Consider the following 23,788-nt stretch of genomic DNA (forward strand, 5'->3'; position numbering starts at 1 on the left):
ATTAACTTTCATTATCATAATGCATACCGGCTTTGTGTTAGCGGCTGCTGTGCCCAAACCCAAGATAACTTTACGTACCGACAGCTCTGTTATAACGCCCCGATACCTTAGTAAATCTTACCTGGACAGTTGCCGCAAACTGCCGGTGTTTCAATATGATGAAGCAAAAGCAGAACCATCATTATGGACACGCTTTTGGCGCTGGTTTTGGCATTTATTTGATGGGATGACGCCTGACAAGAAAAATGTTGCTTTATATTATCTGGTTATAATTTTTAAATACCTTTTTATAACTATAGGTATCGCCGCACTGGTATTTCTTATTTTACGGTTAATAGGTGTTGATATATTAAGCATCATCAAAAAAAAGCCTGTTAGTGCAGAAGTGCCCTATAATGAAAGCTTGGAGAACATCCATGAAATTAATTTTGATGATAGTATAGAACAGGCCATTAGTCAGCATAATTACCGGCTGGCCGTGCGTTTATTATATCTTAAATCGCTGAAACAGTTAAATGATGCCGGACTTATTCATTGGCAGATAGACAAAACCAACAGTACTTATATCAGCGAATTGCAAAACATCGAACAACGTGAAGCTTTTACGGTGTTAACCCGACAGTTTGAGTACGTATGGTATGGCGAGTTTACTATTAACGGGCAGGTGTTTCAAAACATCAACACCCTTTTTACGCACTTTAAACAAACACTGGCATGAAAGATTTTAAACTTTTGATGCTGGTATGTTTTGGCGGATTGCTGGTTTATGCCATAGCCCAATACAACCGCCCACCAAGGGTAAATTGGAAGCCTTCACTGTATTATAAGGATAAGATACCGTTTGGTACAGCCGTCCTGCATCAACAATTGAGTCAGGTATTTCCGGGCGCTTCGGTCGTCAGAACCAATAGTCCGCTAAGTAAAATATTGCATAACAGCCAAACGGCAGGCACCTATCTTGTTTTTGCCAATACCACCGAATTTAATAAGTATGATTACAACGAACTGGTTAAATACCTGAAAGCCGGTAACAATGTATTTATCACCACTTTTGTATGGAATGGGTTTTTGGCCGATACTTTGAAATTGCGTACACGTTCTGAATTCAGGAATGGCAATGTAGATTTGCGATTTACCAGTCCACATTTACAACCTGCCAAACTGTATCACTTTCAGCACGATATCAGCAATCAGTATTTTAGTAAATTTGATACTGCAAAAGCTGTTGTGCTGGGGCAAAACCGGTTGGGCCACAGCAATTATCTGCAATTGAAGTTTGGCAAAGGTAGCTTGTATTTATGCGCCAATCCGCATCTGTTTACCAATTACAGTTTGCTTTCGCCACAAGGAGCTGAATATGCAGCAAAAGCCTTATCCTACCTGCCAGTTACTAATAAAATTTATTGGGATCAATTTCAAAATAAAGACATCGCCGAAGATGAGTCGCCGTTGCGGGTTATTTTTGGCAACGATAGCTTGCGCTACGCTTATTACATTGCCTTATTCACAACGCTGATTTTTATAATATACCAAATGAAGCGTCGGCAACGTGTAATACCGGTAATAGAACCGCTGCAAAATGCAACGCTTGATTTTGTGAATGTAGTTGGCCAGGTGTATTATGAACAGCGCAACAATAGTGATATCACCCACAAAAAAATCACTTACCTGCTGGAACATATACGTACGGTTTATAACCTGAAAACAAACATCCTTAATAAAGAATTTACAGACGCACTTGCACAAAAAACCGGTATTTCGCCTGAGCGGGCTACCGAACTGGTGATGATGATTAACTACCTGCACAATCACACAAAAATTGCCGACAACGAATTGATAAAGCTAAACCAACTGATAGAAGAATTTTATGCAGAATCCAGATAACATGGAAGACGAAATATTTGTACCCCGAACAGACCTGAGCCGCCTAAACCATGCTGTAGAGCAAATTAAAGCAACCATTAGCAAAATTGTGGTTGGGCAGCAGCAAACCATTGATTTGCTGATAGCAGGCATTTTAGCCGATGGGCATTTACTGATTGAAGGCGTGCCTGGCGTAGCCAAAACTTTAACCGCCAAACTTATTGCACGTGCCATTGATGCGCGTTACTCACGTATACAGTTTACGCCCGACTTAATGCCGTCTGATGTGATAGGCACATCGGTATTCAATCCAAAAACAACAGCGTTTGAGTTTAAGCAAGGCCCGGTGTTTGGTAATATTGTGTTGATTGATGAGGTGAACCGCGCACCGGCCAAAACGCAATCAGCCTTGTTTGAGGTAATGGAAGAGCGGCAGGTTACCGTAGACGGACATCGCTATCAGATGGATGAGCCTTTCATCATCCTCGCTACACAAAACCCGGTAGAACAGGAAGGAACTTACCGCCTGCCCGAAGCGCAGTTGGACCGCTTTTTATTTAAAATAGAGGTAAAATATCCTACACTGGAAGATGAGATTGCTATCCTGACTCAGCAGCACCAGCATAAAACTACCGAGCAGTTAACCGAAATTCAGCCGGTGTTATCAGCGCAGGATATTGTAGCCATTCGTAAGCAGGTACGCGAACTGTTTGTAGAGCCTAAGCTGCTGGAATTTGTAGCCAAGATTGTATTTGAAACCCGCCAAAGCAAATCATTATACTTAGGCGGCTCGCCACGTGCGTCACTGGCTATCATTAATGGAGCAAAGGCTCTGGCCGCGATGAAAGGGCGAGACTTTGTAACCCCTGAAGATATTATCTGGATAGCACCAGCCGTGTTAAGACATCGCATTATGCTTACACCTGATAAGGAAATGGAAGGTGTTACACCAGATGAGGTAGTGTCTCAAATTATCCAAAAAATTGAAATACCCCGCTAACACGTGAAAAATTTATACAGCTTATATTACAAAAATTTATTTTTAACCAACCGCCTGTTGGGCAGGTTAATTGGGTGTGCTGTATTTTTTGTTTTCCGTTTCTTTTTTACTTGGTTGGGCGTATTACCCAATTTATTTTTCGGTGCATTAGTACTGTTGCTGGTATTAGATTGCTTGATGCTATACGGCACCCGCAACGGCATATTTGCCCGCCGTGAAGCGCCTGAACGGCTGAGCAATGGCGACAATAACGAGCTGGGCGTATTCATCGAAAACTTTTATGCTTTTAACATTCGGGCCGGTATTATAGACGAGATTCCTCACCAGTTTCAAAAGCGTGATATTTGGTTTAAAACCAGCTTGAAACCACGCCAGCATAAGCTGATAAATTACTTACTTAAACCTTTAAAGCGCGGCGAATATGAATTTGGCTTGATACGGGTTTATGTGCAATCACCGCTGGGCCTAATTAGCCGCCGATACAATTTTGAAGAAACTGAAGTATTGCCGGTTTATCCTTCTTTTCTGCAAATGCGACAGTACGAACTACTGGCTATCTCTAATCGATTAAACGAACTAGGCATCAAAAAGATCAGACGCTTGGGAAACAGTATGGAGTTTGAGCAAATTAAAGCTTACGTGCCGGGTGATGATTATCGCACCATTAACTGGAAGGCATCTGCACGTCATGGCAGCTTAATGAGCAATAATTACACTGACGAAAAGTCGCAACAAGTATATTGCATCATCGATAAATCAAGAGCCATGAAAATGCCTTTTGAAGGGTTAAGCTTAATGGACTATGCTATTAATGCCAGTTTGGTACTATCAAATGTTACTTTACTTAAAGAAGATAAAGCGGGACTGATAACTGTATCCGAAAGAATTGGTGCTATAGTACCTGCCGAAAAGAAACCGGCACATATTAACAAAATTCTGGAAGTATTATATAAAGAAAAAACCCGCTACTTGGAAACCAATATGGAGCTATTATATGCTACCACCCGAAGGGTAATTAAGCAACGCAGCTTGGTAGTGTTTTTTACCAATTATGAAAGCTTGCCCGCGCTGCAACGACATTTGCCTTTTCTAAAGCGCATTGCCAGTTTCCATTTATTACTAGTGGTATTTTTTGAGAACACTGAACTTAAAAAAGTGAGCCAGGAACCTGCTACCGATGTAGAAGGCATCTACATTAAAACCATTGCCGAAAAGTTTGCCTATGATAAGAAAATGATGGTTAAAGAGTTGACTAAGCACGGCATCCAATCCATCCTAACAGCTCCGCAGAATTTGACTATTAACACGGTAAATAAATATCTGGAGCTGAAAGCACGGCAGAGGATATAAGGATACTTAAAAATAAATGTCATCTCGAACGCTAGCGAGAGATCTTTTGACACTACCTAATTAACCTATCGCTATTAAAAGATTTCTCGTCAACACTCGAAATGACATCCTTGTATTAATTACAGTTCTACTTCTTATCGAAACCTGCACTTATAATCCCGGCAGCTTAACGCCAGAACTTTTCAGATCTTTAATAACACGTTCCTGCAAATTTAGCTTGGCTGCTAAAAAATTGGTAGGCTGTACCCACACACGTATGGTAAACCTAAAACCATCAGGGTCTATCTGTGATATGCCAATATATTTAGAAGGCTGAACCAAAATATTTTCAGTAGAATCAATCGACTTACCTAAAATAGCTTTTACCTGATCTATATCTGCCGTAAAGGGCAATTTCATTTCGATATCCAGGCGGCGGCTACCTTCGCGGGATACATTGACAATAACTTCATTAAACAGCTTGCCGTTAGGAATGATAACGGTTTTATTATCAAACGTAAGCACAACGGTGTAAAATATCTGGATAGACGTAACCACACCATCCTGCCCTTGGGCAATAATGTTGTCGTCAATCTCAAAAGGTTTCAGCAGCAAAATCATTACGCCGCCGGCAAAGTTTTGCAATGTGCCGGATAAGGCTAAACCTGCAGCTACGGTGGCAGCACTTAATATGGCGGTAAATATAGTGAGCTCAATGCCCATTATTTCCATCACCACAATAACCAACACCATGTGCAGGCCGGTGATCGATAAACTTAAAAAGAAAGGTTGTAAAGAGGAATGGACTTTTTTGTGAGCCATGCGGCGTGTCATCCAGCGCCTTAAGAAACTGATTAATGACAGCCCTATAAAAAAAACAACAATGCCTATTAACAATTTGGGGCCGTTGTTAACTACCCATAAATATGCTTTATTGTATAAATCGGTAATAGATGGATTTACAGGTGCCTTTTCGGCTAGTAATAAATTAATGTAAGACAATAACTGAAAATTCATTCAGCAAGTTTACGACATTAAACTCACAAAAAGTTCGGGACCTTTAAGTACTACCCACTCAAATATCCTGGTCTGCAGCTGTTTCTTTCTTTGGGCAATTTGTTTCATAATGCTTGTAAAATATCAAACTATATGCCTGTAAGTATATATTCGAAATTTTATACAAAAATATAACATGCCTAAGCTAAAATTGTCATAAATTAATCATTTGATTAACGAAATATAACTTTAAACACCCTTTTTCGTAAACAATTAGTTTTAAAAACAAGAAACCCTGTCTGCAAAAGCAGACAGGGTTTCTGTTTGTATATATTTTAATACGGATGATAAATATTACATCATGCCGCCCATGCCACCCATTGGAGGGGCACCAGCACCAGCTTTTTCATCTTCCGGATCATCAGCTAACACACACTCGGTGGTTAACAACATCGCTGAAATTGAAGCAGCATTTTCTAAAGCTACACGTGATACTTTAGTAGGGTCAATAACACCAGCACCGATTAAATTTTCGTATTTATCTGTACGGGCATTGTAACCAAAGTCGGCAGTACCTTCTTTAACTTTTTGTACTACGATTGAACCTTCGATACCTGCGTTTTGACAGATTTGACGTAAAGGCTCTTCGATAGCACGACGGATGATCTGGATACCAGTTTTCTCATCCTCGTTAGCACCTTCAACGTTTGCTAAAGCAGCAACAGCACGAATGAAAGCTACACCACCACCAGCAACGATACCTTCTTCAACGGCAGCGCGGGTTGCGTGTAAAGCATCATCAACACGGTCTTTTTTCTCTTTCATTTCTACTTCAGTAGCTGCACCTACATATAATACAGCTACACCGCCAGATAATTTAGCTAAACGCTCTTGCAGTTTTTCTTTATCGTAGTCAGAAGTAGTAGTTTCAATTTGAGCTTTGATTTGGTTAACGCGAGCTTTAATCGCTTCTGCATCACCAAAACCGTTGATCACAGTAGTGTTGTCTTTGTCGATAACTACTTTCTCAGCAGTACCTAAAAAGCTTAAATCAGCATTTTCTAATTTAAAGCCTCTTTCTTCAGAAATTACAGTACCACCAGTCAGGATAGCGATGTCTTCCAACATTGCTTTACGACGGTCACCAAAGCCAGGCGCTTTAACAGCAGCCACTTTCAGTGAACCACGGATTTTGTTAACTACCAAAGTAGCTAAAGCTTCACCATCTAAATCTTCAGAGATAATAACCAGTGGTTTGCCGGTTTGTACTTGTTTTTCCAAAATTGGAAGCAGTTCCTTCATTGAAGAAATCTTTTTGTCGTAGATCAGGATATAAGGGCTATCCAGTTCTGCTTCCATTTTATCGGCGTTGGTTACAAAGTACGGAGAAAGGTAACCACGGTCAAACTGCATACCTTCTACAGTTCTTACTTCAGTTTCGGTACCTTTAGCTTCTTCAACAGTAATTACACCGTCTTTACCTACTTTGCCCATAGCATCAGCAATCAGGGTACCAATAACTTCGTCATTGTTAGCTGAAATACTAGCTACTTGTTTAATCTTGTTATTGTCTTCGCCAACAGTTTGAGATTGCTCGCGCAGGTTTGCCACAACAGCTGCAACAGCTTTGTCAATACCGCGTTTCAAATCCATTGGGTTAGCACCAGCTGCTACGTTTTTAATACCAGCAGTGATAATAGCTTGCGCCAAAACAGTAGCAGTAGTAGTACCGTCACCTGCAATATCAGCAGTTTTAGAGGCTACTTCTTTTACCATTTGGGCACCCATATTTTCTAAAGAATCTTTTAATTCGATTTCTTTAGCTACAGTTACACCGTCTTTAGTGATAGCTGGTGAACCAAATTTTTTGTCGATAATTACGTTACGACCTTTAGGGCCTAAAGTTACTTTAACTGCGTTTGCTAAAGTGTCCACACCACGTTTCAGAGCGTCGCGTGCTTCAACATTGTATTTTACTTGTTTTGCCATGTCTTTTTTAAGTTTTGATTTGTTGAGTGAATGAGTAATTAATGCCAGACAGGATATCAAATCAATCCGTCAGTCCATCAAACTTTCAATAATTACAGAACTGCGTAGATGTCAGATTCACGCATAATTAAATACTCTTTGCCTTCATAGGTAATTTCAGTACCGGCATATTTGCCATACAACACCTGGTCACCTACCTTAACAGTTAAAGGCTCATCTTTTTTACCATCACCTACAGCAACGATAGTTCCTTTTTGAGGCTTTTCTTTCGCGGTATCAGGAATGAAGATACCAGATGCAGTCTTTTCTTCGGCAGGAGCAGCTTCTACTACTACTCTGTCTGCAATAGGCTTAATGTTTAATGACATAATTTATAGATTTTATATGTTATAAAGTAATGTTGAGTTATACGCTTGCTATTTGACAGCAATTATGCCAAGCAGCCTAATAACAAAAAATTGTCAGCTAATGGCTGTTGGATTGTCAGGTTTAAATAAATCAGGGGAAAGTGGAAGGGCTTACAAAGCCATGACAATGCCAGGTTGGCAGAAGGCATATAAAGAAAAAAGCCCCGATTTAATGTCGGGGCTTTTTGATATAATTTTATTTTTTTGAAGTGTCAGTTGGTTTAGCAGCCGGCGCTTTTGGTAAAGTTAGCGGAGCTGTTGTTGTACCGGTAGCAGATGGAGTTGAACCTCTTTTAATCTGATCATGATACTCTGAAGAAGCATCGCCGGTTGATGAACTGCTTTTTACAGCAACATTGATACCTAATGATAACACCATTAAGGTAATGGCCAAAACCCAGGTTCCTTTTTCTAAAATGTCACCTGTTTTTTGCACGCCCAGCAATTGTGATGAGCTCGAAAAATTAGATGATAAACCACCACCTTTCGGATTTTGAACTAATACGATGATGGCCAACAATACGCAAACCAGGATGGCTACAATTAGTAATACAATATACATCTCTTTATGTTAATTAGTCTTTTTTGCTAAAATTTCAATCTGGGTTGCAAAGTAACTGCTTTTTTCCGGATTTTTCAATATTAAAATTTTATAAGCCGCTATGGCCTTTGCATATAGCATTTGATCTACATATATGCGGGCCAACGTTTCGGTAATCATTTCTTCATCGTCCTCGGCACTGTAACGGGCCTTGTTTTCATTGTCCAACTTGTCGCCGCTGGGCGGCTTTATCTGCGGCTCTTCTTTAATAAAGCGTTCTATGATTTGATCTTCGCGTCGCCGGCTTTCAATGGCTTGCTGCACCGGGTCGGACTGCACTATTTTATTGACACCCGCTCTGTTTGTATTCGCAAATGGCTGGTAAATGCCGCTGTGTTCACGCCGGGTTTTATCCAACCACCACATAAAACTGTAAGGCATGGTGTCGTCATGGTAACGGGTTACACTTTGCGGATCAATAGTCTGCTTACTTTCGGCTGCAACGGGTATGGCAGGTGCGGGCTTGGCTGTTTCCTGATAACTTTCAGGAGCGGTTCCCGGAGAATTACGGTCGATAAATGAACGGTCGAAAACGAAGTAGTTATTAGAAGCAATGTTCTCAATAATCAGTTTCTGCGTTTCGGGCAAAGCAGCAGGTCTTTCATCTTCGGCTGTTTGTGCAGGCAACTCCTCTTCAACCGTATTTACCAACTGTTGTGTATTTGATGCCGGGTTTTCAATTAACGGCAAGCTTTCCGGCTCTATAACCTCAACAATACTTACCTTGGTTTCCGGATTGTTATCTACCGATATTTCCTCAATCACCACTATTGGATCCGGTACAATCTCTACATCCGCAGCTTCATATACCTCAGTTACGGGTTCAACGGCCTTCTTTCGGTCTAAAACAATAATTTGCGCTGCCATCACCTCTTTTAAATTCTGAGGCGCATTCACTACCTTATATAATGATTTGCCTGCAAACCATGCCGCTGCCTGTTTCAAACTTTCCGCATCATCAGGCGTAGCAGCCAAGGCCCGGAATAAACCACTTTGCGGAAAAGCATGAACAAGCGTTTGTACCTTGCTGGTATACTCGTTGTTTACCTGAACCGGCGGCTTAGTGAGTACCTGGCGTAAAATATCCTTATACTGATGAAATTGATTTTCTTCCACGTGGTTTAAACTACGATTTGCTTACCAATTGGCAAAAGCTTTATTAAAAATATCTTCGGTTAACTGCTGGTTGATGGTTTGAATCAGCTGCTGCTCTTGTGCTCCGAGAGAACCCCTAAAATCAGTATACCGGCTAAAAGACTGCTCGTAATTCTGCTTACTATCTTTTTCGTTTACATACTTTACATTAACGGTTATAGTAAGCCTTGACGCCGATGCAATAGGCGCCTGATTACCTTGTGTGGCCTGTACCGAAACCGGTGCTATGCTGTAACCGGTTATGGCACCTGACAAGGTGGCGTCAGCCTCGCCACTTACTATGGCCAGCCGCGTTTGTGAACGGATACGTGATTTAATAGCCTCGGTAAATAACTGGCTTAAGTTGTTCACTACCAACGGGGCAGTATTTTCAAAGTACTGTACATTGATGGTTTTCATTTCGGGCGGTATAGACGCACCGTTAAGAGTTACCGAGCATGACGAAAAAAGCCCCATGCTTACCAGAACAAGTGCAATACTTAGCGTTACACGTTTTAATAACATTATAAATTCAATTCTTTTATTTTACGATACAAGGTCCGCTCAGAAATGCCCAGCTCATGCGCTGCCAGCTTACGTTTGCCTTTATGTTTTTTAAGGGCTTTGCGTATCAGGTCCGATTCTTTATCAACCAATGATAATGACTCTTCTACCTCTTCTGTGTGTGACGTGATGATGGGCTCGTTAACCTTACTTGTATTAACAACGGGCTGTTGTATGGTAAATTGTGTTTCGGTATGGCCGGGCAGTTCCATATCATGATGGTAAAGCTGGCTAACTAACTGCGGGTTGCCGGTATAGTTTCCGCCTGCCCCACCGTGTTCAATAATATCGGCTACCAGCTTTTTCAGTTCCACCATATCGCGCTTCATATCAAACAGCACTTTATATAGAATATCTCGTTCTGAAAAATCCTCGCGCGATTGGTTTTCTACTCGCATAGGCAGATTACTGCGACCAGCCTCTGCGGGAATATAATTCATCAACGTTTCGGCCGTGATGGTACGATCGCGCTCCAGTACGGCCAATTGTTCGGCTAAATTTCTGAGTTGCCTCACGTTGCCAGGCCAACTGTAGTTCATAAGAACCTGCTGTGCACCTTCATCCAGTTGAATAGGCGGCGTACGATATTTGGCTGTAAAATCTGACGCAAATTTACGAAACAGCAGGTAAACATCCTCTTTACGATCACGTAGCGGCGGTATACGCAACGGTACGGTATTTAAGCGGTAATATAAATCTTCGCGAAACTTGCCTGCTTTCACTGCATCATACACATCTACGTTAGTTGCAGCAATTACCCGCACATTTGTTTTTTCTACTTTAGATGATCCTACACGAATAAACTGTCCTGACTCCAGTACGCGCAGCAAGCGTGCCTGTGTGCCCAAGGGCATTTCGCCAATTTCATCCAAAAATATAGTGCCGCCGTTTACGGTTTCAAAATAACCTTTACGCTCTCCAACAGCACCAGTATAAGCTCCCTTTTCATGTCCAAACAATTCAGAATCGATAGTTCCTTCGGGAATGGCACCGCAGTTTACAGCAATAAAAGGCCCATGTTTGCGGGCGCTTAGTTGATGTATTATATGTGAAAAAGCTTCTTTACCACTACCACTTTCGCCGGTAACCAGCACCGATATATCCGTTGGTGCTACCTGGCTGGCAATATCTATAGCCCGGTTTAGCAAAAGCGAATTGCCAATGATACCAAAGCGTTGTTTAATTTCCTGTACGTCCATAAGTAGATTATAGAATGTAGAGACAAGAACCAAGAGCCAAGATTACTGACTGACTGGCCTATGAACTACATGCTCTCTGAATGCAAAAATCATTTTCTGAACTTCCTCAATAGAATTCAGGCAGTTCTCAAGTTTATCATTATTACCATAACCTCTCCGCTTGCATATGAGCAATTGTGTTTCTAATTCAAACGATGATGTTAACGCCGTAGTCAAGAACTCTGCTGTATGGGCATTTGTTCTTTTACCGGAACCTTCAGCAATATTAGAGGGAATAGAGCAAGAACACCTGTTAATTTGATCAATCAAATTATACCGTTCATCGGGAGGCAATTCTTTGCAATAACTATATGTTAAATCAGTTAACTCCATTGCTTTTTGCCAAACTTTCAAATTCTTAAAATTGTGCTTCATTTCAAAAAACTTGTTTCTTGGCTCTTGGTTCCTGCCTCTATTATTAAACCACTTTACCTATCAAAGTAGCTGTAGTGCATCGTTCTACCAATACATTTACATATTGGCCAGGTTTATAGTTTTCGGTTACCGGAAAAACTACCATAGCGTTTTGATCGCTACGACCGCAGTAATCGTTAGTTGATTTTTTAGAGAAACCCTCAATCAACACTCTTTTCACCTTGCCTACCTGCGCCTGCAAACGCTCGTGCGAATGTTGACGCTGTTTGTTCACAATTTCGTTTAAACGACGATTTTTAACCGTATCTGGTATATCATCGGCAAAGCGCTTTGCAGCTAAAGTGCCAGGGCGCTCAGAGTACATAAACATGTAAGCATAATCATACCGTACAAAATCCATCATGCTCAGAGTTTCCTGATGCTCTTCTTCTGTTTCAGTACAAAAGCCGGCAATCACATCAGTTGATATGGCGCATTCCGGAATAATACGGCGGATGGCGTTTACCCGGTCCATATACCAATCCCGGTCGTAAGTACGGTTCATCAATTCCAGTACACGACTATTGCCCGATTGTACCGGCAGGTGAATGTAATTACAGATGTTATCATACTTAGCTATCGTATATAGCACCTCGTCGGTAATATCCTTAGGATGCGACGTAGAGAAACGAACACGCAATTCCGGGCTAATCAAGGCCACCATTTCCAGCAACTGTGCAAAGTTGGTTCCTTTTATTTCGTCGGTAGAGATGCTATCGCCCTCAACAGTTGGCTTCCATTTGTATGAATCCACATTCTGACCTAATAATGTAACCTCACGGTAACCCTGGTCAAACAATGATTGGCACTCGTTGATGATGGATTGCGGATCGCGGCTGCGTTCGCGGCCACGGGTAAACGGCACTACGCAAAAAGAGCACATATTATCGCAACCCCGCATAATAGATACAAAGGCATTGATACCATTGCTGTTTAAACGTACCGGATTGATATCAGCATAAGTTTCTTCGCGCGACAGCAATACGTTTACAGCACGTGCACCGTCGTCCACCTGATCTATCAAATTAGGCAAATCACGGTAAGCATCCGGCCCAACTACTACGTCAACAAGTTTCTCTTCTTCTAAAAACTTAGATTTCAAGCGTTCGGCCATACAGCCCAGCACGCCTACAATCATGCCTGGGTTTTTCACCTTGGCCACTGTAAATTCTTTCAGGCGGTTGCGCACGCGCTGCTCTGCATTTTCGCGGATAGAACAGGTATTGATGAAAACCACATCGGCATTGTTATAATCGGTAGTAGTTTCAAAACCCTTATTCAGCAAAATAGAGGCAACAATTTCACTGTCAGAAAAATTCATGGCACAACCATAACTTTCGATGTATAGTTTGCGCCCATTATATTTATTATCAGCCTGCTCCAGCATCAATGCCTCACCCTGCCTGCTTTCATCATGTGTTTTATCCGGAATAAGCAAATCCATCATTATCAAAAATTTTAGAGCTGCAAAAATACATAATTTTTGATTACTGAATGACAGTTTGTCAGCGTTTAAAAAAATAATATCCGAGCTATAATGTTGTTAAACAATAGCATCCTATCTTAACCACGGCCGCTCTGTAATAACGCATTTAGTACATGTAATTTCATCTAAGCTTTCAAATTTCTCAATATCCGCGCAAATAGCTAATTTGGGAAACACATATGCGCATCTAAACAAAACTAAAACCTGAATGTGTAAGTGCATATGTGGTTAGAAACGGAATTACCCTTAAAACAAATATTAAAAGGAAAGCAAATTTATAATGGCGGTTAAGTTCTTGAAATACCGATGGCAAAAATGTATAGCCGTCATCCTTTGCATTTTAATAGCCATTGTACTAATTGCCGCTGTTTTTGTGAATAGATACTGGTCGCCCATATTGGCCGATAAAGTGAAGAGCACTGTACTGGCCGGTACCGATAGTTTATATGAAGCTGAGTTTAAAGATGCTGAGTTTCATGTACTGCAAGGCAAGCTGGTTATATACAACATCACTATAAAGCCTAACATGGCGGTATACCAGCGTACTGTTAAAAATCAGATAGCGCCTAATAATCTTTATGAACTCAAGGTAAAAAAACTGGTTATCCGGCGCATGCACCCCATAAAGCTGTATTTCCACAACAAGCTCGATATTGGCCAAATTATATTGAGTGCTCCTGAACTGCAGGTAACCTACCGACTGAATCATACCCGTGATACTTTGATTAAAGACAAACGGAATGCCTGGCAGCGCATTAGGCCCCTGCTCAAATCGATACACATTGGGCAAGTGATGCTAAATGATGTAAAGTTTAAATACAATGACTATTCGGGCAACAAGCTGGATATATCTGAGCTGAAAGAAATGAACCTGACGTGTAACGATTTGCTGATCGACTCAACTACCCAAAACAACATCTCAAGGTTTTATTATTTTAATGAAGTGCAGTTTGAATTGAACAATTTCAGCCGGCCATCCAACAATGGCCTATATAAGTATCACGTTAATCTGTTACAGTTTTCGACTTTAACATCACGTTTGCAAGCGTATGGCGTTCGTGTGGCACCCGTTGAAGAAACCATATTTATCGACCGCAAGGTACGGAACCAGTTTGCCTTTTATACCGACACGTTGCAGATAGATAATTTTGACTTTAAGGCCTATAACAAATACCGCATTTTCAATAGTTCTAAAATAGTATTTGACCATGGCGATTTCAATGTAACTACCATTCCTGGCGCTGTGCCACAAAAACGCAACCGGTTACTCTCTTTTCCTAACGTGGCTATTTTTCAACTTAAAAACACCTTTAAGATAGATACGGTACAACTAAGGCATTTTAATATTACCTATCAGGGGTACGGTAAAAAATCTCATAAACAAGGGCATATATCCTTTAACAATACTAACGGCACCATTTTAAACGTAAGCAACAATTTAGCGTTCTTACAACAAAATAACGTTTGCCGTATGCAGTTCAACTCAAAAATAATGAATGCAGGACTGCTGGATGCCAATGTAACTTTTAACCTTACCGACTCGGCCAAAACTTATGCTTACAAAGGTACGCTTGGCCCTATGAACTTGGAAAAGTTCAATAGTGTTTCTATGCCCTTTGCACTGGTTAAGATAGCATCGGGTAAATTAAATCACTTTAGCTTCGATGTAACCGGCAACCGGAATGAAGCTCATGGCCATGTAACGTTTTTATACAACGACTTACGGATACGCATTTTAAAAAATGACAGTACACGATACAAAAAGCGCCCCATCGTATCGTTAATGGCTAACGCACTTATCCTCAAACACAACAACCCCGATAAACCGGGTGACGTACCGCGAAGTGTTGAGGTAAGCTATATCAGGCAACCAGATACACCGTTCTTCAAAACTATTTGGAAAACATTGGCGCAAGGTATTAAAGCCAGTGCAGGGTATGATGCAGCCACCGAAAAGCAGGTAAAGCAGCATATTAAACAATTCACTCTTGATAAAAAGAACCGTCAGGCAAGAAAAGCAGCGCGCCAGAAGCGCAGGGAGCAACAACATAAACGGTCTGCCAGGCACTAATCTTTCTTCTATATATCTAAAAACAATTTATTTTATTTTCCGTGCAACGTTTGTTGCAAAGCAGATGTCTTTTACTTGTAAAACAACCTTGCAATGAAAAAGACACTTATCCTGTTGCTAACTGTACTTAGCTTAACCGGCATACATGCTTATGCACAAAAAACCATTGAACAAACCCGCGACGTTAACAACTTTAACGCCGTAGCATCATCTGGCCCGTTTAATGTACACATTAAAATAGATGGCAGCGAAAGCTTAAAACTGAATATCGACGAAGAGTTGGCCGATGAGGTAGAAACCAAGGTAGAAGATGGCACTTTGAAAATCAGTTTCAAGAAAAACCATAAATGGTCGCGCAAGATTGATAAAGCAGAAGTGTATATCACTGCAAAATCTTTAAAAGCCTTAGTAAACAGCGGATCGGGTAATATACAGGTTGACGGAACCATTGACACCCAAGAATTCAACGCTGTTTTAAGCGGTTCAGGCAACATCACCACCAGCGTAAAATCAAATGAATTACATGCTGTTATCAGCGGATCGGGTTCCATTAATATGAGCGGCAAAGCCAACGATGTAAACGTGGTTATCAACGGCTCAGGCCAATTACGCGGCCGTGAATTGGGTACACGCAACACCACTGCCGTTATCAGCGGATCGGGCAGTGCTTATGTGCAAGCCAGTGATGCCATCAACGCCCGTATTGTAGGCTCGGGCAATGTTGTTTATAGTGGTAACGCTAAGGTAGAAAGCAAAACTATAGGCTCGGGTAGCGTAACCAAAGCCAATTAATTATTGTATAAGATTAAACAATGCTATATAAAAAAAGCCGGCCTCGTTAAAGGCCGGCTTTTTTTATTGAAGAAGTAACTTTAGATTGATACCAAAGTTGGTAAAGGCTGTATTGAATGTTTGTGAGGTATACGGCCTGGTGATATTACTATCATAAAACACATTCAGGTTAAAGCGCTGATTGATTACATAATCAATTGATGGCCTAATGGTAATATTTTGAGCACCTGATGATACCTCGGCAGATTCTACATCGGCCCGGTAAATTAGAATCTTATTATCGCGCAAAGCAACATCCAGCTTAAAGTTCACCTCGTTGTTGGTGCGCAGGCGCGGCATCAGGCCAAATGGGAATTTGAAATTACGGGTGCGATAACCAAAGCCCAATACCATAATATTTTCGTTTTGCTGTGCCAACTGACTATTTAACAAGCTTAAGCTTAAAGCGCGGCTTTTACGATATTCGGCATTTATAGTCATGCTATTTTTAAAGCGCATATCCATACCTATCAACGGCACAAATTGCTCAAACAAGGTTACTTGGCTAAATTGGTAGAATGGTAAAAAGTCTTGGTTTACGTCACGTTCGCTGCTGGCTCCGTTGGCCTCGGCATACCGGATAAGCGAATTATAATTGTTTACAGTGTAGGTAGAACGATAACCATGGCGGATATCAAACGAATCAAAAACGTCATTCAGCAAAGGCAAACGGCTTAAACCGTTATAAGTAACCTGCCAGTTAGGAATAGGTATTTTAGGAAAACTGTTAAGGCTTACACTTTCGGGGCTTTTGCCAGAGTAAGCTGCCAGGAATGACGCCACCATTACGTCTTGCTGGTTTGGTCCGTACCCATCGCGGTAACCACCAGTTGAGGTACGTGCCGAATTAGGATTCAACTGGCCTAAACGCTGTGATACGATGCTGCGGTTATCCAGCATCCGTTGGAATGTGCTTGAAAAGTTGTTGATGCCATTAGCTTTTTCGAATGCGGTTGCAATAGACATATAGGATACGCTGTAAGTACCGGAAGTAACCGGACTTAAACTTTGGAAACCAGAATTTGCTCCGTCCTGAACATATTTAAAGTTGGTTTGAAAGTTCTGATCCTGCGTGCGGAAAGCTGTCAGTTCGATACGTAAGTCACGTATCGGTTCAATAATACCGCGTAAATGAATATCCTCATTCATGGTGGTACTATAAAGCTGGTTTTGCAGCGTATCGTTGCTTAGCCAGCCATTTGCTATGGCCTTTCCGCGGATATCGGCCTGGCTACCCAACAAGAAACCAATGCCCGGCGCATTATAGTTTAAATCCTGACCGGCAAAATTACTTAATGGCAAATATCCCGGCAGGTAAGTACCTTCGCTGCGGGTGTAGGTACCACTTAAGTTTTTTACACTGGTTAACAGGTTTACCAAAAACTTGCTACCCTTACTTACAGGCGCACCCTGATTGTTAAATTTGCGGATATAAGCAAACTTGTTATACAGCGAGTTTAAATTTAGCGTTGGGTTTAGCTGAATAGTACGTGAGTTTTGGATAGTGTTACCAACGTTAAGTGTTGGGTCGTTGATGGCAAATGTTGGTTCGGCCTGCCAGTTAAAGTGCGTGCTGTAACGCGCCACCATAGAGGCCCAATCTAAACCCGGTATTTTATTTAACGGCACGTTGTAGTTGAAGTTCAACGTATGGTTATAGTTGGTGGTACGACCCAGGCGTTTCAGGTTTTCCCATAAGGTATCCCGTTTTAGTCCGTTAACACGACCGGCCGGTTCATCTACTATCGACAAGTTGGTCGCATCAATATCCATCTGTAAAGATTTGGTCAGATTCCAGCCGATACCATATACACGGGTGATGTTAAAGTTTTTATTGAAGGTGGTATTTCCAGACAATAACGGGATAGCATTGTTCGGATCGTTATTATCCCGCAAGGTATTTTCTGAATAAAACCTGTCGAAACTGATTAAGAAGTTTAAACGCGATGGCAGTATGCTGAAGTTAATATCGCGGAACAGTGCCAGCATATTACTTTTTATCACCTTATCAAACGGACTATAATAGCGGGTATTTTGATTATTGTAATTGTAAGCCAGCGCTAGCTTATATACTTTCTGATAATCGTTAGCGGTAATAAAATCGTGGTGCTCGTATTCGGAGTACGCGTATGTACCGGTAAAATTTTCTAAATCCCATACATGGTTAGGCTCCGACGGATTCACCTTGGCTTTGTGCACGTTGGTAAAGTTGATGCTTTTGCGCATGGTGTAATCCTGGCTTACCTCTTTGATTTCTTTCCGTTCTTCGTCGGTTTTGGCAGCTTTTAAGCTTTCTTTCAATTCCACATCTGGCATGCGCGGGTCAAACTGTGGCGTAGCTACCTGCGATGATACGTTGACATACATCGGGATATGAACACCGCTTTTTTCCGGGAAAAACTTACCTAGCTCTACATTGGCAGCCACATCATACGTTTGGTTATCACTGCGGCTACGTTCGCTTACGCGCTGATCAATGTAGCCAAACCCAATGGTGGTTTTACTGCCGGCAACGGTAACATCGGCAAAATCGGCCAGGCGCGCATTCAGGCGGGCGGTAGCAGCCCAGCCACCACGCTGGTCAAAATCGGTTAAACGCAATTCATTGAACCATACCGTGGCCGATTTATCAAAACCACCATTAGCACGGTAGGGGTTACGCACACCCAGCATAATAGTACGTAAACGGCTCAAATCTGGCTGACCTTTAATGGTTACCTTATTATTACCATCCACCAATGTGTAAGGTTTATCCGAAGGCCAGCCGGCGCTGTTACGGGCTAATTTGGCACGGGTTAGCAATTCTAATTCTATATCCAGCGCATTGGCGTCAGGCCAAATCGAGCTGGCATCCGTAGTACCCGGACGGGTTATTTTCAGCGGAATTTCATACTCGTAATAGTTATCCTGATAATCGGTACCTAAACGGATAAATGCGTTAATATCGTTATCGGTTAACTGTTCGCCCTCGGCGTGGATAAACATTTGCAGGCGTTTGTACGAACGCAAATCGTTATAAAAGGTACGGTATGCAGCACGCGAATAACCGGTACGTAAGTTTTTCACAATTACCGCTAACGATTGCTCGTTCAAACGGGTATCGGTACGCAGGTTGTTATAATCGCGCTGGCGCTCAATACCCGGCGGCAATACGTAAGGTATTGGTGTACGATTACCGTTTGCTTCAATGTTTACCGCCTGCACGTCTAAGGTTGAATTATCCAGCGGCGCATTTACAATAGCAGTATCAGCCAATACTTTGGTCGTATTTTTTTCGGTGTTGAAGCTGCGCCACTCACCTCTTACTAACTGCAACGTTCCTAAACGCACAACTGAGGTATCGGCAAAATTGGTCATGAACATACGGATGTAGCGAATAGCTTTGAAATCCTGTATGTTGCCTACTTTTGATTGATAGCCTACAATAGGCACTCTAAACTGGTACCAGTTTACGGCTTGCGTAGTACCATCGGCCAGCTTTACCTGCGATGTTACTTTATCGGCAATAAAGTTCTGTCCAACCACCATATCAGTTGGGCGCACAGACACTTTGTACTGAAAATACTCGTCGGCCTGGCTCATGCTGTTATCACGGTTCAGGTCTTCACCGTCGGGTAATGAAGTAGATGCTGAAGTAGATACACCTAATTCTTCTTGTGATTGCTGGGCCGTTTTAGAGTTACCTTCGGTACCGTTGTAACGGCTATAACGTTGCAAAATGCCTGCACGGTTTTGGTCTAACTGCGGCCCTTGATAGTATTGATAGTTATCTGATGAAGGGTCGGCAACAATGGCAGCAGCAGCTTGCGGATTGAGCACAGAACGCATTTGCTGCACAAAGCCCGAGAACTTAGTTTGCTCGCCAATGTCGTTCATACCGTCCAAACCAATATCCTGCAAACGGCGGGCGTCGGGGTTGCTGTCAAAGGCGTTAATTACCGGTTGTAATTTAGGTACACGGCCCCAAACCGTTTCGTCGGTTTTGGTAGCGTCGCCGTCTGCCGGTAAACCGTTCTCGATAGATTTACGGCCGTCTTTCAAAATATCTTCTGAGATACTACCCAAGTTGAAGTACAGATCGCCACCTTGTGAGTTGGGTTTGTAAATGAACGGGTCCATCATCCAAAACTCGATATACTGTACGTTCAACGATTCAAAATCGTTGGTTTCCAGCTTACGGAAAATACCGCCCCAGCGCGAGCGCGGGTTTTGCAGCGTACCATCAGGGTTTATACCCGATGTGGTATAGTTATACTGACCACGTACGGTAGGATAATAAGCTAAATCGAGTGTCGGCAAAATTAAAGGCTGACCAGTAACAGACTGACGATATGGAAACACCTCCGTTTCGAGCACCTGCCTTACATAATGATTTGACAAGTCGCTGCGGGAAAGACTAAAGTTCGAGCTCGAAGTATAAAATATAGGGTCGATGTTGTAAAATGCCAGGCGGGCACGATTGTAACCGTAGCTCAAATCATTAAACAATTGCGACTCGGTAAACATTTGTGGTGTACCGGCAATTTGCCAGGCCAGCGCGCTTTTTAAGTCGATGACAGATTGGCTGCCTTCAAAATCGTCCAAATAAGATGTACCGTTTTTAGAACCGGCAAAATTGGTAGCACTCGGGCTACCCGGCAGTAAACGGGCCACCTCGCCGTTGAAGTTTACAAACGATGGAGCTTTGGTGTTGATGAAGGGAATTTTATCAACCAAACGGGTTAGCAGGCGCGATTCGGAACTGTAGTTAACATCCATACCCATAATGGTATTTGATATTGATTCTTCGCCAATTACCTGCTTTTGGGTAAGCGGTTGTTCACTCAAGTGCATTACCGTAGCACCCAAAGCCAGTTTATTACTGGCATGATAATCGAACCGAGAACCATACAACGATTTTTGCTGTATACCGAACAGTTCATTATTTTCAATATTTACCGTAATTGGTTGGCCCGACTGCAATAACGAAGTATTGATAATACGGATACGGCCAATGTTATAATCTACTGTAAAATCGGTTCCTTCCTGCAAACGCAAGCCACCGGCATTTACCGCTACTGATCCTTGCGGAATATTAACAGCATTTAACTGAAACTCCGAACCCGATTGTGAAGAGTAAGTACCTTTAATTAAATAACGGTTCAGTTGCGGAAAATACTGTTGGGCGATGGTTCGGGTAGAATCATACAAAGGCTGAAATACATAGCGACGGGCTAAATCCTGTTCAGATGCAGTGAAACGGCGGGCCAGGTCGGCACCGAAAGGCTCAACCACCGGGAACATGATACGACCGTTTTGCGAATCGATGGTAATACCTTCCAAAAAGTCAAAATAGCCATCGCCTTCGGGCAGGCGGTCATTTTGCTGATTTAAGGTATCTAAATGCGCAATTTGCAACCAGCGTTTACCTTTCACATTTACGCCTTCATCTATCGTTTGCTTTTCCACGTTGGTTTTATCATCCAAACGGGCAATTGTTAATCTGAAATTTGTCGGACTAACCTGATAAGCCCCTAATGAGTAGATGTTTTTCATCATCAAATCCCAGGTAGGCAGGTTGGTTTTCAGGATTTCGTTCTTTAACAATTTTACATACAATGCGCGTGGGTTAGCAGGGTCAACAGGTAAATCATTCGAAAACTCACCTACCTGATACTCTTTACCGTTATAAGTATAACGGAAAGCCACCGCCAATACTTCATCATTGTTAAGCGGATAGTTTAACGAGATGTAACCCAACTGCGCATTCAATGTATACTCGCGGCTGGTAAGCTTACGGGCATAAGGTAATTTAGCGTAGTTATCGGTATTGCCAGCTCCCTGAAAATAAGTAGCCAGATCATTGCTGTTAGTTAACCGTGCATTGGCAGGCAGATTGCGTAGCAATGTGTTGGACTGATCAGTAAAGCCCGGCCCCTGAAAACCGGCAGGCAATGCCGAAAATCCGGCACCACCTTGTACACGCGTGGTGTTGTATGGGCGATTTTCCCCCAAATCTAACAAAGCCACAATATCGCGCGAATCGGTAGTGGTATTGGTACGGTTAGTGGTCCAAACTTCTACGCGGGTAATGGTAACGTTCGAACTGATGATCGGGATATTTCGCAAAGCACGGTTATAGTTATCGCGAAAGTATTGTGCCAAGAAATAATGGCGGTTTGCCTCATAATCGGTAGGCTGCAATCTGAATTCGCCTTGTTGCGAGCCGTTGGTGATAGTTATGGTTTTAGATTGTGAGCGCTGTTGTGAAAAAATGCTGGTCACATCCAGTTTGCCAAATTTCAACTTGGTTTTAACACCAAACAAAGCCTGACTACCACGAATCAACTGCGTATTCAGCGGCATGCTTACCGTACCGGCCTCTATCTTTTGGATGATTTCATCTGGATGACCGGTATAATCCAGCTTTACTTGGTTTTCAAATTGAAATTGCGCATCAGTATTATAGTTGGTTGCAATTTTCAACTTATCACCTATGGCACCGGTCAGATTCATTTGGATGCGCTGGTCGAAATTAAAATTGAACTGCTTACGCTGACGGGTATTGAAAAGCGGATTTTGATTGCTGTTTACCTGACCGGCAAATATCAATTGCGCCGAACCCTGCGGCCGGATATCGATGTTGGAATTACCAAATATTTGCTCGAACGTGCGGCTACGAATTTTAATTTGCGGAATAAAACCCGGCTGTTGCGACTGGTAAGCATAATTATCAGTTAACTGCCGAAAATATTCGCGGCGATTTTGTTGTTGTGTTAACTGCAAGTACTCTTGGAAAGTTAAAACCCGGGGGGCGTGATACAACAAATTACCCACCTTTTCGATGAGCACATACCGGTTCAATGCAGCATCATACTCAATGGTGCGCACCAAATTTGGTGGATCTGCATCCAGAACGCCCTCCCGCAACCGGAAGTTTTTTGACTTTTGCCCTTTGTAGGGAACGCTGATTTTTAACGAGTCTGCCCTACCTCCTGTTGTGTTTTTTTGCGCATAGAGCTTTTCGGCTCCACCTAGCAACGTCCACAACAAGACCACCCCAATAATCCTTGTCGTAAAATGTTTAATCAATCGTAAAGTCTAAAAAAAATTAGCTACAATAATTTATAAGCTCTTTAAAGCTGATTTTATCAGTTGCTCAACCGTTAAGTTGTCTTCAGCTTTTTTCAGTTCCTGGTCAATTACCTTTTCGGCCGCATTACGGGCAAAGCCCAGCATTACCAGTGCTGATAAAGCTTCATCTTTAACAGTATCATTGGCAGGCATAGATGTTAATGTATCCATACCTTCTTTGCGTAATTTGTCTTGCAACTCGAGGATTACCCGTTGTGCTGATTTTGGACCAATGCCTTTAATGCGTTGTATTTGCGTTACATTGCCTTTTACAATGGCTGCCTGTATCTCATCGGGCGTAATAGATGATAACATCATACGGCCGGTATTAGGCCCAATGCCCGAAACAGATATCAGGTGCAAAAACAAGCGTTTCTCACCTTCTTCGGCAAAGCCGTACAGTGTATGAGCATCTTCTTTAACATGCAGCCATACATACAGGCGGCAACGCTCGGCATCACCCAGTTTGGAGAATGTGTTTAAGGATATGTTAATGTGGTAGCCAATGCCGCCGGCTTCTATAATTACATAAGCAGGGCTTTTGAACACTAGCTTTCCATCAATATAAGCGTACATGTTTCTTCTAAATTTACCAGTTTAAATGTTGATACTTCTCATCCTTTTCACACAGTCACACTTCTTAGCGACGGAGCAGGATGTTTATTTAAATAAAATCCTTCTCCGCCTCAAATTTCAAACTATCGGCAAAGAAGGATTGTATACGAAAAATAATTACAGTGGTTGTAGGCTTT

The 23,788-nt window shown here is 42.1% G+C and carries 18 protein-coding genes; 7 read left to right on the forward strand and 11 right to left on the reverse strand.

Features of this window, described 5'->3' with window-relative positions; all coding sequences use genetic code 11:
- The first annotated feature begins 19 nt into the window (after window positions 1–19).
- Genes GPM24_RS03055 through GPM24_RS03070 form a run of 4 tightly spaced genes read left to right on the forward strand, consistent with a single transcriptional unit; the run spans window position 20 to window position 4,213 of the window.
- A complete protein-coding gene (locus GPM24_RS03055; protein ID WP_158825265.1) occupies window positions 20–718 on the forward strand; it encodes a DUF4129 domain-containing protein in 699 nt (232 codons plus the stop codon).
- Window positions 715–1,884 (forward strand): DUF4350 domain-containing protein, encoded by a 1,170-nt coding sequence (locus GPM24_RS03060; RefSeq protein WP_158825266.1) that lies wholly within the window; start codon window positions 715–717, stop codon window positions 1,882–1,884. Before GPM24_RS03055 ends, GPM24_RS03060 begins: the two co-directional genes overlap by 4 nt.
- A gap of 1 nt (window position 1,885) precedes the next feature.
- A complete protein-coding gene (locus GPM24_RS03065; RefSeq protein WP_158826032.1) occupies window positions 1,886–2,863 on the forward strand; it encodes an AAA family ATPase in 978 nt (325 codons plus the stop codon).
- Between the two features lie 3 nt (window positions 2,864–2,866).
- Window positions 2,867–4,213, forward strand: a complete 1,347-nt coding sequence (locus GPM24_RS03070) for a DUF58 domain-containing protein (RefSeq protein WP_158825267.1) — start codon at window positions 2,867–2,869, stop codon at window positions 4,211–4,213.
- A gap of 150 nt (window positions 4,214–4,363) precedes the next feature.
- On the opposite strand, the gene GPM24_RS03075 is transcribed toward GPM24_RS03070, so the two are convergent.
- The 3 genes from GPM24_RS03075 to GPM24_RS03085 all read right to left on the reverse strand — a co-directional run bounded on the left by GPM24_RS03075 (window position 4,364) and on the right by GPM24_RS03085 (window position 7,545).
- Window positions 4,364–5,209, reverse strand: coding sequence for a mechanosensitive ion channel family protein (locus tag GPM24_RS03075; RefSeq protein WP_158825268.1), 846 nt, complete (start codon window positions 5,207–5,209; stop codon window positions 4,364–4,366).
- Between the two features lie 333 nt (window positions 5,210–5,542).
- Window positions 5,543–7,177, reverse strand: a complete 1,635-nt coding sequence (gene groL, locus GPM24_RS03080) for a chaperonin GroEL (RefSeq protein ID WP_158825269.1) — start codon at window positions 7,175–7,177, stop codon at window positions 5,543–5,545.
- A gap of 92 nt (window positions 7,178–7,269) precedes the next feature.
- Complete coding sequence (locus tag GPM24_RS03085; RefSeq protein ID WP_158825270.1) at window positions 7,270–7,545, reverse strand: co-chaperone GroES; 276 nt, start codon at window positions 7,543–7,545, stop codon at window positions 7,270–7,272.
- A gap of 64 nt (window positions 7,546–7,609) precedes the next feature.
- Here GPM24_RS03085 and GPM24_RS03090 point away from each other — a divergent pair, with 64 nt between their 5' ends.
- Window positions 7,610–7,792, forward strand: coding sequence for a hypothetical protein (locus GPM24_RS03090; RefSeq protein WP_158825271.1), 183 nt, complete (start codon window positions 7,610–7,612; stop codon window positions 7,790–7,792).
- Here the strand turns inward: GPM24_RS03090 and secG are convergent.
- From secG to miaB, 6 genes are read right to left on the reverse strand one after another with little or no spacing between them, the layout of a single operon-like run.
- Window positions 7,781–8,146, reverse strand: coding sequence for a preprotein translocase subunit SecG (gene secG, locus GPM24_RS03095; RefSeq protein WP_158825272.1), 366 nt, complete (start codon window positions 8,144–8,146; stop codon window positions 7,781–7,783). The genes GPM24_RS03090 and secG overlap by 12 nt on opposite strands.
- Before the next feature lie 9 nt (window positions 8,147–8,155).
- On the reverse strand, window positions 8,156–9,301 hold the full coding sequence (locus tag GPM24_RS03100) for a hypothetical protein (RefSeq protein ID WP_158825273.1): 1,146 nt from the start codon (window positions 9,299–9,301) through the stop codon (window positions 8,156–8,158).
- A gap of 21 nt (window positions 9,302–9,322) precedes the next feature.
- The gene (locus GPM24_RS03105; RefSeq protein WP_158825274.1) at window positions 9,323–9,844 is read right to left on the reverse strand and encodes an LptE family protein; all 522 of its coding nucleotides are present in this window, start codon (window positions 9,842–9,844) and stop codon (window positions 9,323–9,325) included.
- The gene (locus GPM24_RS03110; RefSeq protein ID WP_158825275.1) at window positions 9,844–11,082 is read right to left on the reverse strand and encodes a sigma-54 interaction domain-containing protein; all 1,239 of its coding nucleotides are present in this window, start codon (window positions 11,080–11,082) and stop codon (window positions 9,844–9,846) included. Before GPM24_RS03110 ends, GPM24_RS03105 begins: the two co-directional genes overlap by 1 nt.
- 42 nt (window positions 11,083–11,124) lie before the next feature.
- On the reverse strand, window positions 11,125–11,496 hold the full coding sequence (locus GPM24_RS03115; RefSeq protein ID WP_158825276.1) for a four helix bundle protein: 372 nt from the start codon (window positions 11,494–11,496) through the stop codon (window positions 11,125–11,127).
- A 43-nt stretch (window positions 11,497–11,539) separates the two neighbouring features.
- Window positions 11,540–12,982: a tRNA (N6-isopentenyl adenosine(37)-C2)-methylthiotransferase MiaB gene (gene miaB / locus GPM24_RS03120; RefSeq protein ID WP_158825277.1), complete on the reverse strand. Its 1,443-nt coding sequence runs from the start codon at window positions 12,980–12,982 to the stop codon at window positions 11,540–11,542.
- Window positions 12,983–13,301: 319 nt separating this feature from the next.
- Between miaB and GPM24_RS03125 the strand changes: the two genes are divergently transcribed.
- Both GPM24_RS03125 and GPM24_RS03130 read left to right on the forward strand, forming a co-directional pair.
- Window positions 13,302–15,092, forward strand: coding sequence for a hypothetical protein (locus GPM24_RS03125; RefSeq protein ID WP_158825278.1), 1,791 nt, complete (start codon window positions 13,302–13,304; stop codon window positions 15,090–15,092).
- A gap of 93 nt (window positions 15,093–15,185) precedes the next feature.
- Window positions 15,186–15,884, forward strand: coding sequence for a head GIN domain-containing protein (locus tag GPM24_RS03130; RefSeq protein WP_158825279.1), 699 nt, complete (start codon window positions 15,186–15,188; stop codon window positions 15,882–15,884).
- Window positions 15,885–15,947: 63 nt separating this feature from the next.
- Here GPM24_RS03130 and sov read toward each other — a convergent pair whose 3' ends face one another.
- Both sov and ruvA read right to left on the reverse strand, forming a co-directional pair.
- Window positions 15,948–22,991 carry a T9SS outer membrane translocon Sov/SprA gene (gene sov / locus GPM24_RS03135; protein ID WP_439650749.1) on the reverse strand — a complete coding sequence of 2,348 codons (7,044 nt, stop codon included), beginning with the start codon at window positions 22,989–22,991 and terminating at the stop codon, window positions 15,948–15,950.
- Between the two features lie 36 nt (window positions 22,992–23,027).
- Window positions 23,028–23,612, reverse strand: a complete 585-nt coding sequence (gene ruvA, locus GPM24_RS03140) for a Holliday junction branch migration protein RuvA (protein WP_158825280.1) — start codon at window positions 23,610–23,612, stop codon at window positions 23,028–23,030.
- Between the last annotated feature and the right edge of the window lie 176 nt (window positions 23,613–23,788).

This window comes from Mucilaginibacter lacusdianchii, from assembly GCF_009770985.1.
In the GTDB taxonomy this organism is placed as follows: Bacteria; Bacteroidota; Bacteroidia; order Sphingobacteriales; family Sphingobacteriaceae; genus Mucilaginibacter; species Mucilaginibacter lacusdianchii.

Bases quoted from the DNA above. Each gene is read 5' to 3' on its own strand.
- GPM24_RS03130 (WP_158825279.1), top strand. From the start codon at position 15,186: ATGAAAAAGACACTTATCCTGTTGCTAACTGTACTTAGCTTAACCGGC.
- GPM24_RS03065 (WP_158826032.1), top strand. From the start codon at position 1,886: ATGGAAGACGAAATATTTGTACCCCGAACAGACCTGAGCCGCCTAAAC.
- GPM24_RS03125 (WP_158825278.1), top strand. From the start codon at position 13,302: ATGGCGGTTAAGTTCTTGAAATACCGATGGCAAAAATGTATAGCCGTC.
- groL (WP_158825269.1), bottom strand. From the start codon at position 7,177: ATGGCAAAACAAGTAAAATACAATGTTGAAGCACGCGACGCTCTGAAA.
- GPM24_RS03060 (WP_158825266.1), top strand. From the start codon at position 715: ATGAAAGATTTTAAACTTTTGATGCTGGTATGTTTTGGCGGATTGCTG.
- GPM24_RS03115 (WP_158825276.1), bottom strand. From the start codon at position 11,496: ATGAAGCACAATTTTAAGAATTTGAAAGTTTGGCAAAAAGCAATGGAG.
- secG (WP_158825272.1), bottom strand. From the start codon at position 8,146: ATGTATATTGTATTACTAATTGTAGCCATCCTGGTTTGCGTATTGTTG.
- GPM24_RS03110 (WP_158825275.1), bottom strand. From the start codon at position 11,082: ATGGACGTACAGGAAATTAAACAACGCTTTGGTATCATTGGCAATTCG.
- miaB (WP_158825277.1), bottom strand. From the start codon at position 12,982: ATGATGGATTTGCTTATTCCGGATAAAACACATGATGAAAGCAGGCAG.
- GPM24_RS03105 (WP_158825274.1), bottom strand. From the start codon at position 9,844: ATGTTATTAAAACGTGTAACGCTAAGTATTGCACTTGTTCTGGTAAGC.
- GPM24_RS03085 (WP_158825270.1), bottom strand. From the start codon at position 7,545: ATGTCATTAAACATTAAGCCTATTGCAGACAGAGTAGTAGTAGAAGCT.
- GPM24_RS03075 (WP_158825268.1), bottom strand. From the start codon at position 5,209: ATGAATTTTCAGTTATTGTCTTACATTAATTTATTACTAGCCGAAAAG.
- ruvA (WP_158825280.1), bottom strand. From the start codon at position 23,612: ATGTACGCTTATATTGATGGAAAGCTAGTGTTCAAAAGCCCTGCTTAT.
- GPM24_RS03055 (WP_158825265.1), top strand. From the start codon at position 20: ATGCATACCGGCTTTGTGTTAGCGGCTGCTGTGCCCAAACCCAAGATA.
- GPM24_RS03090 (WP_158825271.1), top strand. From the start codon at position 7,610: ATGCCAAGCAGCCTAATAACAAAAAATTGTCAGCTAATGGCTGTTGGA.